The organism is Streptomyces sichuanensis (assembly GCF_020328095.1).
GTDB classification, from domain to species: domain Bacteria; phylum Actinomycetota; class Actinomycetes; order Streptomycetales; family Streptomycetaceae; genus Streptomyces; species Streptomyces cinnamoneus.
Genome location: NZ_JAIXMK010000002.1, coordinates 1 through 16164 on the forward strand (window position 1 = coordinate 1; position 16164 = coordinate 16164).

Genomic DNA, 16164 nt, shown 5'->3' on the forward strand with positions numbered 1-16164 from the left:
TCCCCGGCCGCGACGGCCGCCACCGGCTCGTCGCGGGACGCGGCCAGGATGCCCGACACCTGCCCGTCGCCGTCGTGGCCCGCGGCGAGCAGCCCGCCGACGTCCGTGACCGCCAGCGAGTGCACCGAACCGGCGGCCACGGCCGTGACGCGCCGGCCCTCGGCGGCCGCGCGCAGCCCCGACACCTGCTGGTTGTGGTCCTTGCCCGCCGTCAGCAGACGGCCGTCGTGCGCCACGGCCAGGCTGTGGAAGCCGCCGGCCGCCACGGCGGCCACCACCCTCGCGCCCGCGGCCGCGACGATGCCGGAGACCTGCTCGTCCTCGTCCAGTCCGGCCGCGAGCAGCCGCCCCTCGTCGCTCACGGCCAGGCTGTGGTAGCCGCCCGCCGCGATCCCCGCGATCCGTTTGCCCTCCGCCGCCCGCAGGATCCCCCGCACCTGCCCCTGGAGGCTCAGCCCCCCGGCGAGCAGCTGCCCGGCATGGCTCGGTACGACCGCCATGAACCCTCCTCCGGTTGCGGCCCGGTGAGGTACACGCTGGTCGCTTCCGCAGGCCGCGGCACCTGCGGCACGGCCGAACAGGTGAGCCCGGGGCCGTCAGCGCAGCCGCCGCCGCAGCGACGGCACCGCGCCCACGGCCAGCGTCAGGACCACGGCCGCCGCCACGCCCTCCCACGGCCGGGCGAACAGCGAACCGCCCAGCACCCCGATGACCTCGTAGGTGGCCGCCCACGCCAGGCATGCGGGCACGTCCCCGCGCGCGAAGCGGCGGGCCGGCACGCGCGCGAGCAGACAGGCCAGCATCACCGGGATGCGCCCGGCCGGCACCAGCCGGGACAGCACCAGCACCGTCACCCCGTGCTCGTCCAGCTTCGCCTGCGCCTGCGCCAGCCGCTCGGGCGCCGTCCGCTCGCGCAGCCGCCGCAGCCAGCGCGAGCCGTTGCGGGAGGCGACCCCGCGCTCGCCGAGCCCGTACAGGACCGTGTCGCCCAGGAAGGCGGCGCCGGCGGCGACCAGGAAGACCCCCAACAGCGGTAAGGGCGAGTCCTGGTGGAAGGCCACCACCGCCGCCGAACTCACCAGCGCCCCCGTCGGCACGACCGGCACCAGAGCCCCCAGCACCACCAGCAGGAACAGCGAGGGATAGCCGACCGCCTGCTGCGTCGGCTCCGCGGCTCCCGCCCGGCCCGCCAGCGCCACCGGACCGGCGAGCGCGGCCACGTCCCCGAGGGCGACCGTCACGGCAGCACCGACTCTCCGTGCGCCGGCCGGTGCACGGCCGCCCCGGGCGCGTACCGGGCCGCCAGCCGGGCGAACTCCTCGCCGGGCGCGTGGAATTCGTGCGGCCGCACCGCGTCCATGCCGATCGGCCAGTACGTGCCGTAGTGCACCGGCACCGCACTGCGCGCCCCCAGCCGGGCCAGCGCCCGCGCGGCCCGGGCCGCGTCCAGGTGACCGTGGCCCAGGAACGGCCCCCAGCCGCCGACCGGCAGCAGCGCCACGTCCACCGGGCCCACCTCGTCGGCCATCGACGCGAACAGGCCGGTGTCACCGGCGAAGTACGTCCTCGCCGTGCCCCGCACCACATAGCCCAGCGCGGGCGACCGGTGCGGCCCGCACGGCAGCCGCCGCCCGTCGTGCTCGGCGCGCACCGCCCGGATCCGGAGCTCCCCGACGGCCACCTCGTCCCCGGGCGCCGCCTCGGTGACCCGCAGCCGGTGCCCGGCCGCCAGCCTGCGCAGGCCCCGCACGGCGCCGGCCGCGCCGTACGGCACGACCAGCGCGGTGCCCGGGGCGAGCCGGGCCAGCGAGGGCAGGTGCAGGTGGTCGGCGTGCAGATGGGAGACCAGCACGACGTCCGCGACGGCCGCCTCGGGCGGCGGCAGGGCACCGCGGCGGCGGCGCAGATGCGCCAGCCGCGGCACGAAGAGGGGATCGGTCAGGACCCGGACGCCGGAGTCCACCACCGTCGCGGTGGCGTGCCCCCACCACGTGATCTCCACGCTCGCGTTCGTCACGTTACGAGCGTGCCTCCAGGACGTGCACGCACAAAGGCATCCCGAAGGCCGGGTGCGTCGTCTCGCGCTCGCGCCGCATGCCGAGCTTGCGCGCGACGGCCTCGGCCGCGGTGTTGCCGACGGCGTGCACGCTGACGACCCTGGCCAGCCCGCGGTCGCGCAGCGCGAAGTCCAGCACCGCCCGCGCCGCCTCGGTGGCCAGCCCCCGGCCCCAGTACGGGCGCCCCAGCCGCCAGCCGAGCTCCACGGCGGGCAGGATCTCGGGCAGGAACGCCGGCACGGACAGCCCCGCGAAACCGGCCAGGCGCCCCGTCCCACGGCACTCCACGGCGAACAGCCCCACCCCGTGCTCGTCCCACTCGCGCTCCCAGGCGGCGATGCGCTCCGCGGTCTGCCGCCGGTCGCGCACCGAACCGTCCCCGATCCACCGCATCACCTCGGGATCGGCGTTGATGGCCGCCATGGGGGCGACGTCGTCCTCGCGCCAGCGGCGCAGCGTCAGTCGGGGCGTGCGAAGGCAGGTCATGCCGCCATCCTTCCCAGCCGTCGCACCGAACCCACCCGGGGCGCCGGTTCCGGCCAGTACGGCCGGAACCCGCCCCGGGGGTCTAGGCTTTGCGGGGCCAACGGTCGTCGCGCGCAAGGGCTGGTCGGTCCCGGTGAGTGAACACAAGTCGTCGCACGGACCCGAGCCGCGGTCCATGACGTGCCCGTGGTGCCACGGTTCCGGATACACCCCGCGCGCGCTCGCCCACTGCGTGGGCCCCGACCCGTTCCGGGGGCTGGCCGAGACCGTCCACCGCGCCGGCCAGTGCCCGCACTGCCGGGGGAGCGGCACCTACGAATCCGCCCTCGACCCCACCCTGGACCGCACCCACGACGACGAGCCGCCGCCCGCGTCGTAGGTCCCGCCCGGCCGACGCGACCTGGCCGGATCCCGCCCTGCCGTGATCCGACGGGCCGGGCCGGGCGCACCGCCCGGCCTACGCTGCCCTCATGGGGCAGCTGCGCAGCGCCGTCCGCCGTGCGGGCGGGACGGTCCGGGAGAGGTGGCTGGGCGCGGTGCTGCCCTGGACCGTCTCCACCCTCACCCTGCTCCTCCTCTCCGGCCTGCTCCCCGACTTCCGGTTGCAGCCGGCCGGCGGTGACGGCGCCGCCCGCCTCCTGCTCGCCGCGGCGGCGGGGGCCGGGGCCTTCTCGTTGCTCACCGCCGTCGTCTGGCCGCTGCTCGTCCGCGCGTTCCTCCTCGTACCGGCCTGCGTCCTCGGGCTGCTGGTCTTCTTCCTCAACGGCTCGCTGCTGCTCGCGGCGCTGGCCCTGGTCCCCGTGGGCGGGGGCACCGCCGAACCGGAGACGGCGGTCGTGGTCGCCGCCGTGGTGTCCGCCGCCTCGTCCGCGGCCGGGGGGTTCGTCGCCGTGCGCGACGACGGCGCCTACCGCCGCCGGCTCGCCCGCCTCGCCGACCGCAAGCGGCGCCGGCGGGGGCAGGCCGCCGGCCGGCAGTCCACGCCCGGCACGGTCTTCCTGCAGCTCGACGGGGTCGGGCACGCGGTGCTGTGCGACGCGCTGCGCGAGCGGACCGGCGCCCGCGGCCGCCGCCGGCCACCCCTGATGCCGACCGTGGCCGCCTGGGCGGCCGGCAGCCACCGGCTCACCGCCTGGCGCACCGACTGGTCCAGCCAGACCGGCGCCAGCCAGCTCGGCATCCTCCACGGCTCGAACGAGGACGTGCCCGCCTTCCGCTGGTACGAGAAGGAGACCGGCGAGGTGATGGTCTGCAACCGCCCCGCCGGCGCCGCCGAGCTGCAGCGCCGTGCCGCCGCCCGCACCGGGGACGCGGGGCTGCTCGCCGCCGACGGCGCCAGCCGCGGCAACCTCTTCACCGGCGGTGCCGACCAGCTCGCCCTCGTCCTGTCGGTCGCCGCGCGGCGCGGCCGGCACAACCGCTCGCGCTCCGGCTACTTCGCCTACTTCTCCGACCCCGCCAACGCCACCCGCACCGCCGTCTCCTACGCGGCGGAGGTGGTGCGCGAGATCGGCCAGTCCGTGCGCGCCAGGCTCCGCCGGGAGAGCCCGCGCCTGGGCAGGGGCGGCCTCTACCCCTTCATCAGGGCCTTCGTGACGGTCGTCGAGCGCGACGTGGTCGTCGCCGCCGTCCTCGGCGACATCCTCTCCGGCCGCACCTGCGTCTACGCCGACCTCGTCGGCTACGACGAGGTCGCCCACCACTCCGGGCCGCGCGGCCGCGACACCCACCAGGTGCTGCGCGGACTCGACCGCGCCGTCGCCCTGATCGCCAAGGTCACCGAGCACGCCCCCCGCCCGTACCGGATCGTGCTGCTCTCCGACCACGGACAGAGCCCCGGCGAGACGTTCGCCGCCCGCTACGGGCTCACCCTCGACGAGCTCGTGCGCACCGCCCTGACCGGCCCGGCGCGCGGTGCGGAGCCGGTCGTGCTGGCCTCGGGCAACCTCGGCCTGGTGTCCTTCCCCCGGGTGCCGGGGCGGGCGAGCCGTGAGCGCATCGACCGCGACCACCCGCACCTGCTGCGCACGCTCGCCGACCACCCGGGCGTCGGCTTCGTGCTCGTACGGTCGGCGGAGCGCGGCCCGGTCGTCCTCGGGTCCGGCGGCCGCGAGCACTACCTGGACACCGGAGAGGGCGCGGAGCACAGCCCCCTGCGCGGCCTGGGGCCCGGCGCGGTGGCGGCCGTGCGCCGCACCGCCGGCTTCCCGCACGCGGCGGACGTCATGGTGAACTCCGCCTACGACCCCGCCACGGGCGAGGTGCACGCCTTCGAGGAGCAGATCGGCTCGCACGGCGGGCTGGGCGGCGAGCAGAGCCGGCCGTTCCTGCTGTGGCCCACGGAGCTGAGCGCACCGGTGGGGGACGGAGGGGAGCTGGTGGGGGCGGAGGCGGTGCACCGGGTGCTGCGGCGCTGGCTGGGCGAGGCGCGTGGGCGACCGCAAATACCGGCCGGGACGGTTGCGGGGGAGCGGATTCCGCATGAGGGCGTCCCGGTGGACGAATCACGGCCCGCGGCCCCTGCGGCCGCACCTTTTACGGTCGACAGCCCGGCCGTGCGGGACAAAAAATTCTAATTTTGCGCCTTGCGGCTCCGCGGTCAATATGTGCTGTCGCACATACCTGTGCTCTTGCACGGGTGTGCGGTGTCGCCCCAGAATCGGCGACCTGCCCGCAGCACGAGAGGCGCACCTCCCATGCACGACTCCGACGGCGCACCCGCACGCCGTTTCGGCCTCCCCACCGCCATCACCCTGGTCATGGGGAACATCATCGGCGGCGGCATCTTCATGCTGCCCGCCTCGGTCGCCCCCTACGGCACGGTCAGCCTGCTGGCGTTCGGGGTCCTGACGATCGGCGCGATCGCGCTGGCCCTCGTCTTCGGCCGCCTCGCCGGACGCTTCCCGCGTACCGGTGGTCCGTATGTCTATGCACGCGAGGCATTCGGTGACTTCGCCGGATTCCTGTCCGCGTGGTCCTACTGGACGATGACGTGGGTGAGCAACGCCGCCCTCGCCGTCGCCGGTGTGGGCTACCTCCACGTGCTCACCGGCGGCAAGGAGTCCAAGGGGCTGGACCTCGTCCTGGCCCTGGCCCTGCTGTGGCTGCCCGCGCTGGCGAACCTCGCCGGCACCCGCTGGGTGGGTGCGGTGCAGATGGTCTCCACGGTGCTGAAGTTCCTGCCCATGCTCTTCGTGGCGGTCGTCGGTCTCTTCTTCTTCGACCCGGACAACCTCGGTCCCTTCACCACCGGCGGCGGCAACTGGACCGGCGGTCTGACCGCCTCCGCCGCGATCCTGCTCTACAGCTACGTCGGTGTGGAGTCGGCCGCGATCAGCGCCGGCGAGGTCCGTGACCCCGAGCGCAACGTCAGCCGTGCGAGCGTCATCGGCACCATCGGCGCCGCCGTGGTCTACCTGCTCGGCACCGTCTCCGTCTTCGGCACGGTGGCCCACGACAAGCTGGTCGACTCCACCGCCCCCTTCTCCGACGCGGTCAACGCGATGTTCGGCGGCACCTGGGGCGGCACGCTGATCGCGCTGGCCGCCGTGATCTCTATTACCGGAGCGCTCAACGGCTGGACGCTCATGAGCGCCCAGATGCCCTACGCGGCCGCCAAGGACGGGCTGTTCCCCGCCATGTTCGCGGTCAAGCGGCGCGGCGTGCCGACGGCCGGTGTGATCGCCGCCGCCGTGCTCGCCTCGGTGCTGACGATCGTCAACTACACGGTCGGCGTGAGCGGGGTCTTCGAGATCCTGGTCCTGATCACCACGTTCTCCGCCACCGTCCCCTACCTGCTGGCCACCGCCGCACAGGTGTACTTCCTGCTCACGGGGGCGCGCGACAAGGTCCACCCCGGCCGCATGACGCGCGACATGATCCTCGCCCTCGGCGGCTTCGCCTTCTCCTTCTGGCTGGTGGCGGGCGCCGGGTACGCGGCGGTCTACCAGGGCGTCCTCTTCCTCTTCGCCGGCATCCTCGTCTACGTCTGGATGGCGGCCCGCCGGCCGGCCGCAGCGGAGCAGGCCGGGCAGGACGAGCCCGTCGCCCCGCAGGCCGCGAAGACGGAGGCCGCCGAGCCGGAGCTCGTGGGCTGACCGGTGGCCTGAAACAGTGCTGAACGTGGCCCGGCGGGCGTCCTCGGACGCCCGCCGGGCCACAGCCGTTCCGGGGGATCCCGGTCGCCTCCCGGGCGGTTCTCAGGCGGTGACGCCGCCGTCGAGGACGAGCTCGGTGCCCACCGCATAGCCGGCCTCGTCGGAGGCCAGGTAGAGCACCGCGGCCGCGATCTCCTCGGGGGTGCCCGCGCGCCCCGCCGGCACCTCGCGGCCCATCCGCTCCGCCTTGTCCGCGGCGGACTCGCCGGGCCGGGACGACATGGGGGTCTCGACGGCGCCGGGGCTGACGGCGTTGATCCGGACGCCGTCGCCGATGTGGTCCAGGGCCGCGCTGCGCGTCAGCACGGAGGCGGCGGCCTTGCTGGTGGCGTACGCGCCGAGGGTCGCCAGGCGCTTGTGGGCGCCGAGGTTGGACGAGACGTTCACGATGGCGCCGCCCCCGTTGCCGCGCATGTGGCCGATCTCGTACTTCATCGACAGCCACAGCCCGGTGAGGTTGGCGTTCATGACGGTGTGCCAGTCGTCCTCGGGGATGTCCGCGATCCTGGCGGGCGGCACGAACACGCCGACGTTGTTCACGGCCACGTCCAGGCCGCCGTAGCGCGCCACGACCCCCTCGACCAGGGCCCGCACCTCCTCGGGGCGGGTCACGTCGGCGGTCGCGGCGGTGGCCTCGCCCCCCGCGGCCGTGACGAGGGCGACGGTCTCCTCCAGCGGCCCGGGACGGCGGCCCGCCACCACGACGGAGGCGCCCTCGCGGGCGAAGGCGAGCGCGATGGCCCGGCCGATGCCGGTGCCGCCGCCCGTGACGAGAACGGTCCTGCCGGTGAAGCGTGCGGTCATGACGGTCACTCCTTATAAGAACGATCGGTCTTGAATCGGGGCGTGCTTGGTCCCTCCCCGGCCGGTGCCGGGAGAGAGGGCAGTCGTTGTGCGGTGCGGGTGGGCGGGTCAGTCCAGCAGCGCCAGGGCCTGGTCGGCGGCGTCCCGCAGCCGGGCGGGCGCGGAACCCGCCTTGCCGACCACCCGCAGGCCCTGCATCAGCACCAGCAGCATCCGCGCCAGGGCCACCGGATCGCGGTCCGCGGGCAGCTCGCCCTGCGCCCTGGCCCGCATGAGCGCCGAGGTCAGCACGGTCTCCACGCTGTGCCAGCTCTCCTCGACCCGGCGCATGGTCTCCGGGTCGTGCGGACCGAGCTCGACGGCGGTGTTCGTGACGAAGCAGCCGCGCCGCAGCTCGTCGCAGGCCGCTTCCTCGGCGAACCGGCGGATCAGCCCGCGGACCGCCGGCAGGACCGGGCCCGGCTGGGAGAGCTCCTCCACCAGGGCCGGGCCGTGCTGCTCGCCGTAGCGCTGCAGGGCCTTCAGGTAGAGCTCGCGCTTGCTGCCGAACGTCGCGTACAGGCTCGCCCGGGCGATGCCGAGGTGCGCCACGAGGTCCGCCATCGACGTCGCCTCGTAGCCGCGCCGCCAGAACAGCTCCAGGGCTGACTGCAGGGCGGCGTCCGGGTCGAATTCCTTGGTCCTGGCCACGTTCTGGATCTTAGGATTATCTGGAACGAACGGTCAAGAAAGCGGGGGTGCAGGGGGCTGGGGTACCGTAGGGGAGCGGTTCCCCCCGGGAACTGCGCGGCGGTGGGGCCCGCCGTCACCAACCGCGGCGATCGGCCGCCAACGGTCCCTACTTGCGACGAGGGGCGCCCGCGCGCCCGGCGAGTAGGAGAGGTGACAGAAAAGTGCCCCGGACCCCCAAGTCCCGGACGCCGGCGACCGTCTGCGCGGTCTCGCTCGGCGGCGGCCTCGGCGCCGCGGCCCGCTACGCGGCGGCCCGGCTCTGGCCGGTCGCGCCCGGCGGCTTCCCCTGGACCACCCTGACGGTCAACATCGTCGGCTGCCTGGCCATGGGTGCCCTGGCCACGGTCCTCACCGAGGTGTGGCCGGCCCGGCCGCTCGCCCGGCCCTTCCTCGCCACCGGCGTGCTCGGCGGCTTCACCACCTTCTCCACCTACGTCGTGGACTCCCAGGGCCTGCTGGGCGACGGCCGCGCCGCGGCCGGACTGGCCTGCACGGTCCTGACCCCCCTGACGGCCGTGGCCGCGGCCTGGTCCGGGGCCCGGGCCGTGCGGCTGCTGCTGCCCGGACGGGAGTGGGCGCGCGCATGACCTGGCTCCTGGTGATCACCGGCGGAATGATCGGCGCACCGCTGCGCTACCTCCTCGACCGGACCGTCCAGCGGCGGCACGAGGGCGTCTTCCCCTGGGGGACGTTCACGGTCAACGTGCTGGGCTGCCTGGTGCTCGGCCTGCTGACCGGCGTCACGAAGGGCACCGCCGCGCCCTCGCACCTCCAGCTCCTGCTCGGCACGGGCCTGACGGGCGCCCTGACCACGTACTCGACCTTCTCGTACGAGACGTTGCGGCTGGCCGAGAGCGGCGCCCGGCTGCTCGCCGCGGCCAACGTGGCGGCGAGCGTCGCGGCCGGCTTCGGAGCCGCCTACCTGGGAGCGGGGCTGGCCCAGGCGCTGCAGGGGTGAGGCGACGACGGCTGCAACGTCAGCCGATGGCCTTCGACGGCTGGTCCAGCCGCAGCTGGGCCGCCGCCAGGGCCACCTCCGTGCGGTTGGAGCAGTCGAACTTCAGCAGCAGGTTGGAGACGTGGCGCTTCACCCCGTGGATGGAGATCCCCAGCGCCCGCGCGATCTGCTGGTTGCTCTGGCCGCGCACCAGCAGCCGCAGCACCGACCGCTCCCGGTCCGTGACCCGGCTCAGCCCGCGCGCGGCACGGTGCCCGGCTGCCCCGTCCGGGTCGGCCGCACCGCGCGGGGCGGGCACGGGCCACACCAGCTGGGCGAACGTCTCCCACAGCGTGTTGAGCGTGATGTGCTGCTCCACCAGCCAGGCGTCCACGGCCTTGCCGTAGGCGAGGTGCCCCGGGAACGGCGACGAGGCGTCGGACAGGCTCAGCACCAGTTTGGTGCCGCTCGCGGAGACCAGCGCGTCCAGCGAGTGGGTGTACGCGGCCGACGGCAGCACGCACACGTCGAAGGGCTCCTCCTGGAGCAGCCGCTGGGCGGTGCCGGCGTCCTGGCACACCCGGTGCGCCCCGATGACCGGAACCCGGTCGAGGAGAGCCGGAAGCCCGTAGAAGGCGACCTCGTCGTGGGCCAGCCACAGCACGCGCAGCCGGGTGGCCGGATCCGCCGGTCCGGTGACGCCCGCCGGACGGCCGGGCGCGGCCGTGCCCGGCTCCCGTATCCCCACCGCTCCCACCCGCGCAGCCTGCTGATCCTCCATGTCCGGCCCCCCTGGTCGTGGTCATCCCAGCGCGTGATACCCGCGCTGAAGGTATGCAGCCGAGCAGGCCGTGAACAGCCGTTTTGAGCCAACGGAGGGCTTCTTGACGCGATCCGGTCTCCCGGGGGCCGGGTGGTGGACGCGCGCCACCGCGCTTCCGGCGCCCCCGTTTCGGTGCGTTACAGGGCCCCGGCCGCGCCCCCGCCACCGCGCTGCACGGCACTGATCGGCACCGGGCGACCGGCCCCTGACCAGAGCATTCCGGTAGAGGTGCTTCCATGCGCACTCGTCGGAGGTAGCCGAACGGCTACCTCCGACGAGCAGCACTTTGGGGCACTTGTCCGGGCGTCGGCTGCTGAGTTGAAATGCCAGAACGCATAGTTGTTCGACTGGCTATGGGGTCAGTTCGATGGATTTCGCCGGCGCACTGCCGAAGTGGGGGGAAGCGATGACTGTCCAGGCCGTTCCGGAATGACGGGCACCACGAGGTTCGCCCGGGACGAGCCGGCCGGAAAGCCGCGCTCCCTCCTCGCCGGCATCAACACCCGGCCACATGGCGCTTCCTGAGCGTCACGAGGCTCCGGCCGTGTGCGGGGCGCTCCCCTCGCGCACGTCCCGACCGGTCGTCCTCGCCGGCCGGTTCCGGCTGCCGGCCCGGCGCGGGGCCGAAGAGCAGACCGGATGCCGCGCCGGCGAGCTGCGCCCGGCGCTCGTCACCTCCCCGGCCCCGCAGCCCGGTTCCGGACGCACCCACCTCTCCACCGCCTCCACCGCCGAGGACGACCCCGCCGTGAGGACGGGCCCCGGCGGCGTCGCCGAGGAGGGCGAGGACGTCCGCCTCCCGGAACCGCCGCTGGAGGAGGCGCTCGCACAGGCGCCCCGGCAGCCCGCCGCGGACGCCACGACCCTCCTTCTCCTCCCGCACGCCCGCGACCGGGGCCTTTGCGATCCACCGGGGAGCCACCTCCCCGCCGTACCCGAAGAGAAAGGCCGTCCCTCATGACGGAGCATCACCTTCCGACGACCCGGGCCGAGGTCGTCGACCTGCCCGACGAGACGCTGCGGTCCCTGCGGGAGAGCCGCACGCCGGACATCGAGGGACGCAGCAAGCGCCTGTGGCTCCTGCCCGCCGGCCTGGTCATGGTGGAGCTCATCCCCAGCCTGCGCAGCTTCACCTTCGACCGGGACGAGCTGTTCGAGGACACCGGCCCGCTGCGCCTGGACTTCTACGAGCGCGCCGCGCCCCAGCTGGAGAAGGCCGGCATCCGCACCGCGTTCGTCCGCCGCCTCTCGCCCACCGCGTACCTGGCCGAGTACCACGAGGCGCCGCCGTTCGAGGTGATCGTCAAGAACCGCGCCATCGGGTCCACGCTGGTGAAGTACCCCGGACTGTTCGAGGAGAACGCGCCGCTGCCGCGGCCGGTGGTGAAGTTCGACTACCGCGTCGACCCCGAGGACCAGCCGATCGGCGAGGACTACCTGCGCGCGCTGGACGTGCCCGTCGAGGCGTACCGCGACCGCGCGCTGGCCGTGAACGCCTCCCTCATCTCCTGGCTCGCCCCGGTCGAGGTCTGGGACTTCTGCCTGATCTTCGGCCAGGACGCGTCGGGCGAGCCCGTGCTCATCTCCGAGGTCTCGCCCGACTGCATGAGGCTGCGCCACCCCGACGGCACCCCGCTCGACAAGGACCTCTTCCGGCGCGGTGCGTCGGAGAGCGACATCGTCACGCAGTGGAAGAGGCTCCTCGATGGCATCGCCTGACGGCGGCGGCCGCGCCCCGGTGGCGCTCGTGACGGGGGCCAACCGCGGCACCGGCCTGGCCATCGCCAGGGAGCTGCACGGCCGGGGCTACCGCGTGGCCGCCCTGAACCGCACGTCCTCCGGCGAGTCCTGGATGCACGAGTGGATCTGCGATCTGGCCGACCCGGCCGCGGTGGACGCCGCGCTGGAGGAGGTGCTGAGCGGGTTCGGCCGGCTCGACGCGTGCGTCACCAACGCCGTCGCCCGCGCCTTCGCCCCGATCGCCGAGCTGGACGTGGCCGACTGGAACGAGTCGGTGGCGGTCAACCTCACCTCCGTCTTCCGGGTCGTGCAGGCCACGCTGCCGTACCTGCGGCGCAGCGGCGGCAGTTACGTGATCATGGGCAGCCACGCGGGCACCCGCTTCTTCGAGGGCGGCGTCGCCTACAGCGCGACCAAGGCCGCGCTGAAGGCCCTCGTCGAGACGCTCCTGCTGGAGGAGCGGGTCCACGGCGTGCGGGCCACCCTCGTCAGCCCCGGTGCCATCGCCAACCTGGACGGCGACGACACCCCGTACAAGATGGCCACCGAGTCCGTCGCCCGCTGCGTGGGCGCCCTGGTGCAGGACCAGCCCGCCGACCTGGTCGTCGGCGACGTCGAGATCCGGCCCGCCCGCCTGCCCGACCCGCAGATATCGGGCATCGCCCGGCTGCAGCACGTGTAAGAGCTCCGGCGCCCTTCGCCGGAGCAGGTGCACAACCAAGGACACCACCGTGATCCAGAGTCCCACCGAGCACGCGGCTCTCTACGTCGGGCGCCCCGGCCACCCCGGGGACGCACCGATGGCCCGTCAGCCGTCCGCCCCGGCGGAGGGCACCGCCGGCGGCCCTGCCGCGCCCTTCCCGTCCGCCGCGCCCCCCAGGCTCCCGGTGCTGCGCGAAGTGGTCCGGCGCTGGCCCGTGCCGGAGACCCGGCTCGTGCTGGCGGGCGAACTGGGCGCCGGCACCGTGGAGTACCTGCGCGTCCTGTCGGGCGCCCTGGACGTCGCCGCGGTGGTGACCGGCCGGTGGGCGGGTGCCGCGGCCCGCTGGGAGGGTCTCGGCGACACGCCCGTGCTCGTCCCCGACCGCCCCGAGGACCTGGGGCGCACGGCCGCCGAGTACGCGGGCCGCGTGTCCCGGCGGACCCCGGCGGGCGTGGTCCTGCAGGCCCCGAGCGGCCTGTGGGACGCCGCGGACGAGGCGCTGCTCGACGGGCCCGCGGTGCGCGGGCTGGTCAAGAGCGCGGAGTGGAAGGAGACGGCGCCGCCGGGCGCCGCGAGCCCGCCCCGCCTGCCGGTCTTCACCACGGTGGGCAGTCCGCTGGAGCCCCTCCTGCAGGAACCGGCGGGCCAGGCACTCGCCCAGGGCCTGGAGGCGGCCCTGCGGCAGGGGCTGAGCCGGTCGGCCGGCGACGCCAACGTGGGCGTCCTGGCCTTCGGCACGGGCGACGCCGCCGTGGCCACCGCCCTGCGTGGCCTGGGGGCCCGGATCGGCGTGCACGACGCGGACCCCATCCGCCGGTGCGCTGCGGTCCTGGCCGGCCACCGGGCGATGGACCGTCAGGAACTGCTGCAGTGGGCCGACGTCCTCGTCGACCCGCACGGCGAGCTCCTGCGGGACGCCGACGCCCTGGCCCTGCTGCGGGACGGCGCGGTCGTCCTGACCGACGGGTCCCCGGCGGGCCCCTCGGCACCGGACCGCCTCGCGGCCGGTCTGGCGGTGGTGGAGCAGCAGGACGGCATCGCCGTGTGCCGCTTCAAGGACAACGGGCTCTACGTCGTGGCCGGCGCGGCACCGAGACATGTGGACGAGCAGATCGTCGGCCGGCTGCATGACCTCCTGTGCTGCGAGATGTACCTGTGCATCCGGGAGCTGGCCACCCGCCGGTACCGGCCCGGTGCGCATCGTCTGTCAGTGGAGCAATGCGAGGAGATCGCGTGGATGTGGTGTCGGACCTACGGACGGTCGCAATGAGCATGATCAAGCCCATCGAAGTGGACTGGCAGCAGGAGACCGGCCGGCTCCACATCCGCTACGAGCATCCCGACGGCCGACATACGCCTGCGCACACGCCCACGCCCGTGCACCGCGAGTCCGTACCGGCGCGCGCCGTGCTCGACCTCGACGAGGACGGGCGCGTCCTCGACGCCGACATCAAGGGCCTGACGCCCACCGTGGTCCGGCTGCTCGCGCCGTACTCCTCCTCCTCGGTGACGGAGAACTCCGGGCCCGGCATCTCGCTCGACGCCGACGCCGCCTGGCTCTGGCTGCACCTGCGGAAGGGCCCCCGCGACCGGCAGCTGCGCGGCGACGGGCACGTCCTCCTCGGCTTCCGTGACGGCCTCCTGGCCGAGGTCACGCTCACCCTGCACGACGCCGGGGGCCGCACCGCCGAAATGAGGCGCTGACCGTGCTCGCCCCGTACAAGGACTGCCTGAGCCGGCCCCACGTCACCTACCTCTTCGCCACCAACCTGCTGGCCCGGCTGCCCAACGGCATGGCACCGCTGGGCATCGCCCTCTTCCTGCGGTCGCACGGCATGGGGTTCGGGGTCGTCGGCGGCATCACGGCCCTCTACGGGCTGTCCACCGCCGTCGGCGGTCCGCTGCTCGGCCGGGCCGTCGACCGGCACGGCCAGCCCAGGGTGCTGTGGATCAGCGCCGTGGTCTCCGCCGCCGGCTTCCTGGCCCTGATCTGGGCCGGCGGCGACAACACGGGTGCGGCGGCGGCCGCCGCCGCCGTGGCGGGACTGGCCTCCCCTCCGCTGGAGCCGTGCCTGCGCACCCTGTGGCCCGACGTCCTCGACGACAAGCGCGCCGTCGCCACGGCCTACGCGCTCGACGCCTCGCTGCAGGAGGTCGTCTTCGCGACGGGCCCCGTATTCGTGGTGCTCATCGGATGGCTCGCGGGCCCCGGGGCCGCCCTCGCCGTCACCACCGCCGCCATGGTGGCCGGGACGCTGATGTACGTGAGCCCCGAGCCCGTCCGCCGGTGGCGCGGCGAGCCCCGCCGGGCCGACTGGGCCGGGCCCCTGCGCTCCGGCATGCTCCGTCGCCTGCTGGTGGCCCTGGCCTGCGTGGGTGTGGGGCTGGGCGGCCTCAACATCGTCACCGTCGCGTACCAGGAGCACACCGGCCAGGCCGGGCTCTCCGGCATCCTGCTCGGCGTCAACGCCGCCGGCGCCCTGATCGGCGGGCTGTTCTACGGGGCCCGGCAGTGGAAGGCCACGACCGTGCGTCAACTGCAGGTGCTCCTCGCCTGCATGGCGGGCTGCTACCTCCTGCTCGCGCTCGTGCCCCCGCCGGCCGTGGCCGTCGCGCTGGTCTTCCTCGCGGGCCTGTTCCTGCCCCCGGTCCTGACCTGCGGCTTCGCGATCATCGGGGACGTGGCCCCGCCGGGCACGGCGACCGAGGCGTTCGCCTGGATGGTCACCGCCATCCTCACCGGCAACGCCGCCGGCTCGTCCGCGGCGGGCGTCGCCGAACAGCACCTGGGCCTGTGGGCCTCCTTCCTCGTCCCCGGACTCGCGGCGCTCGTCGCCACCCTCGTCGCCCTCGTCCTCCTGCGCGCCGCCGCGCACCCCCCGGCCACCAGCTCCGTGAAGGCAACGCACCCGTGAAACCACTCCTGATCGTCTCCGACCTCGACGGCACCCTGCTCGACTCCCGGACCAGCGTCACCGACCGCACCCGTGAGGCCGTCCAGGCCGTCCGCAAGGCCGGGCACACCTTCGTCATCGCCACCGCGCGCCCGGTCCGGGACGTCCGGCCGATAGCCGAGGCCCTGGGGCACACCGGCATCGCCGTGTGCGGCAACGGCTCCCTCGCCTACGACTTCGGCCTCGACGAGGTCGTCGACCACCGGCCCATCGCCCAGGACGCGGCCCGCACCGCCCTCGCGGCGCTGCGCGGCGGCATGCCGGGCGTCCGGCTCGGCACCGAACGGTGGCCCGAGCTGCTCCTGGAGGACGACTTCGCCCTCGACCCCCTCTACAGCGCCGACGCCCGCCGCGTCCGCGCGCTGGAGGACGAGCTGGACGAACGGGGCTTCGGCAAGCTCATCGTCCAGGCCGACGGCACCGCCCTCGACTACCACCGCACGGTCGCGGACCTCCTGCCCGACGGATTCGAAGTCACCTTCTCCTCGGGCCAGTTCTGCGAGGTGACACGGGCCGGCGTGGACAAGGCCACCGGCCTCGCACGCCTGGCGGCCCGCCTCGGCCTGAGCAGTGCCGACACCATCGCCTTCGGCGACATGCCCAACGACCTCCCCATGCTCGCCTGGGCCGGCCGCTCGGTGGCCGTGGCCAACGCCCACGCCGAGGTCCTGGCCGCCGTGGACGAGGTGACCTTCTCCCACGACGAGGACGGGGTGGCCCGCTACCTCGAACGACTGGTGGGAACGGGCGGCTGACCGGCGCGGACGAGAA

Annotated in this window: 18 protein-coding genes and 1 pseudogene; 12 read left to right on the forward strand and 7 right to left on the reverse strand. The window is 74.6% G+C overall.

Annotated elements, in window-relative coordinates; genetic code table 11:
* The 4 genes from LE181_RS01225 to LE181_RS01240 all read right to left on the reverse strand — a co-directional run.
* Positions 1–500: RCC1 domain-containing protein (locus LE181_RS01225; RefSeq protein WP_505016583.1), on the reverse strand; the 500-nt coding region annotated here is incomplete at its 3' end.
* A gap of 96 nt (positions 501–596) precedes the next feature.
* A complete protein-coding gene (locus LE181_RS01230) occupies positions 597–1199 on the reverse strand; it encodes a DedA family protein (RefSeq protein WP_225659066.1) in 603 nt (200 codons plus the stop codon).
* Positions 1200–1237: 38 nt separating this feature from the next.
* Positions 1238–2002, reverse strand: a complete 765-nt coding sequence (locus LE181_RS01235; protein WP_225659067.1) for an MBL fold metallo-hydrolase — start codon at positions 2000–2002, stop codon at positions 1238–1240.
* Between the two features lie 16 nt (positions 2003–2018).
* Entirely contained in the window at positions 2019–2543 is a 525-nt protein-coding gene (locus tag LE181_RS01240) for a GNAT family N-acetyltransferase (protein ID WP_225658989.1), read from the reverse strand.
* Positions 2544–2718: 175 nt separating this feature from the next.
* Between LE181_RS01240 and LE181_RS01245 the strand changes: the two genes are divergently transcribed.
* The 3 genes from LE181_RS01245 (at position 2719) to LE181_RS01255 (ending at position 6640) form a co-directional block, all read left to right on the forward strand.
* Positions 2719–2922 (forward strand): hypothetical protein, encoded by a 204-nt coding sequence (locus LE181_RS01245; RefSeq protein ID WP_225658990.1) that lies wholly within the window; start codon positions 2719–2721, stop codon positions 2920–2922.
* 91 nt (positions 2923–3013) lie between these two features.
* Positions 3014–5119, forward strand: coding sequence for a phage holin family protein (locus tag LE181_RS01250; protein WP_225658991.1), 2106 nt, complete (start codon positions 3014–3016; stop codon positions 5117–5119).
* Positions 5120–5239: 120 nt separating this feature from the next.
* Complete coding sequence (locus LE181_RS01255; protein ID WP_225658992.1) at positions 5240–6640, forward strand: amino acid permease; 1401 nt, start codon at positions 5240–5242, stop codon at positions 6638–6640.
* Between the two features lie 102 nt (positions 6641–6742).
* Here LE181_RS01255 and LE181_RS01260 read toward each other — a convergent pair whose 3' ends face one another.
* Positions 6743–7504: an SDR family NAD(P)-dependent oxidoreductase gene (locus tag LE181_RS01260; RefSeq protein ID WP_225658993.1), complete on the reverse strand. Its 762-nt coding sequence runs from the start codon at positions 7502–7504 to the stop codon at positions 6743–6745.
* A gap of 108 nt (positions 7505–7612) precedes the next feature.
* Positions 7613–8194, reverse strand: a complete 582-nt coding sequence (locus LE181_RS01265) for a TetR/AcrR family transcriptional regulator (protein ID WP_225658994.1) — start codon at positions 8192–8194, stop codon at positions 7613–7615.
* 203 nt (positions 8195–8397) lie between these two features.
* On the opposite strand from LE181_RS01265, the gene LE181_RS01270 reads away from it, so the two are divergent.
* The gene (locus tag LE181_RS01270) at positions 8398–8823 is read left to right on the forward strand and encodes a fluoride efflux transporter FluC (RefSeq protein WP_225658995.1); all 426 of its coding nucleotides are present in this window, start codon (positions 8398–8400) and stop codon (positions 8821–8823) included.
* Positions 8820–9194 carry a fluoride efflux transporter CrcB gene (crcB, locus tag LE181_RS01275; RefSeq protein ID WP_225658996.1) on the forward strand — a complete coding sequence of 125 codons (375 nt, stop codon included), beginning with the start codon at positions 8820–8822 and terminating at the stop codon, positions 9192–9194. Before LE181_RS01270 ends, crcB begins: the two co-directional genes overlap by 4 nt.
* 19 nt (positions 9195–9213) lie before the next feature.
* Here the strand turns inward: crcB and LE181_RS01280 are convergent, their stop codons facing one another.
* On the reverse strand, positions 9214–9954 hold the full coding sequence (locus tag LE181_RS01280) for a response regulator transcription factor (RefSeq protein WP_225658997.1): 741 nt from the start codon (positions 9952–9954) through the stop codon (positions 9214–9216).
* Between the two features lie 553 nt (positions 9955–10507).
* Between LE181_RS01280 and LE181_RS01285 the strand changes: the two genes are divergently transcribed.
* The 7 genes and pseudogenes from LE181_RS01285 (at position 10508) to LE181_RS01315 (ending at position 16148) form a co-directional block, all read left to right on the forward strand.
* On the forward strand, positions 10508–10957 hold the full coding sequence (locus LE181_RS01285) for an NUDIX hydrolase (RefSeq protein WP_225658998.1): 450 nt from the start codon (positions 10508–10510) through the stop codon (positions 10955–10957).
* Positions 10954–11715, forward strand: coding sequence for a phosphoribosylaminoimidazolesuccinocarboxamide synthase (locus tag LE181_RS01290; RefSeq protein WP_190110678.1), 762 nt, complete (start codon positions 10954–10956; stop codon positions 11713–11715). Before LE181_RS01285 ends, LE181_RS01290 begins: the two co-directional genes overlap by 4 nt.
* Positions 11702–12418 carry an SDR family oxidoreductase gene (locus LE181_RS01295; protein WP_225658999.1) on the forward strand — a complete coding sequence of 239 codons (717 nt, stop codon included), beginning with the start codon at positions 11702–11704 and terminating at the stop codon, positions 12416–12418. The genes LE181_RS01290 and LE181_RS01295 overlap by 14 nt, the downstream gene beginning before the upstream one ends.
* Before the next feature lie 49 nt (positions 12419–12467).
* On the forward strand, positions 12468–13709 hold the full coding sequence (locus LE181_RS01300) for a Rossmann-fold NAD(P)-binding domain-containing protein (RefSeq protein ID WP_225659000.1): 1242 nt from the start codon (positions 12468–12470) through the stop codon (positions 13707–13709).
* Positions 13706–14143 carry a hypothetical protein gene (locus LE181_RS01305; RefSeq protein ID WP_225659001.1) on the forward strand — a complete coding sequence of 146 codons (438 nt, stop codon included), beginning with the start codon at positions 13706–13708 and terminating at the stop codon, positions 14141–14143. The genes LE181_RS01300 and LE181_RS01305 overlap by 4 nt, the downstream gene beginning before the upstream one ends.
* Positions 14144–14145: 2 nt before the next feature.
* Positions 14146–15027: pseudogene (locus LE181_RS01310) on the forward strand (MFS transporter); the annotation flags it as partial.
* 323 nt (positions 15028–15350) lie between these two features.
* Complete coding sequence (locus LE181_RS01315) at positions 15351–16148, forward strand: Cof-type HAD-IIB family hydrolase (RefSeq protein WP_225659002.1); 798 nt, start codon at positions 15351–15353, stop codon at positions 16146–16148.
* Positions 16149–16164: the final 16 nt, after the last annotated feature.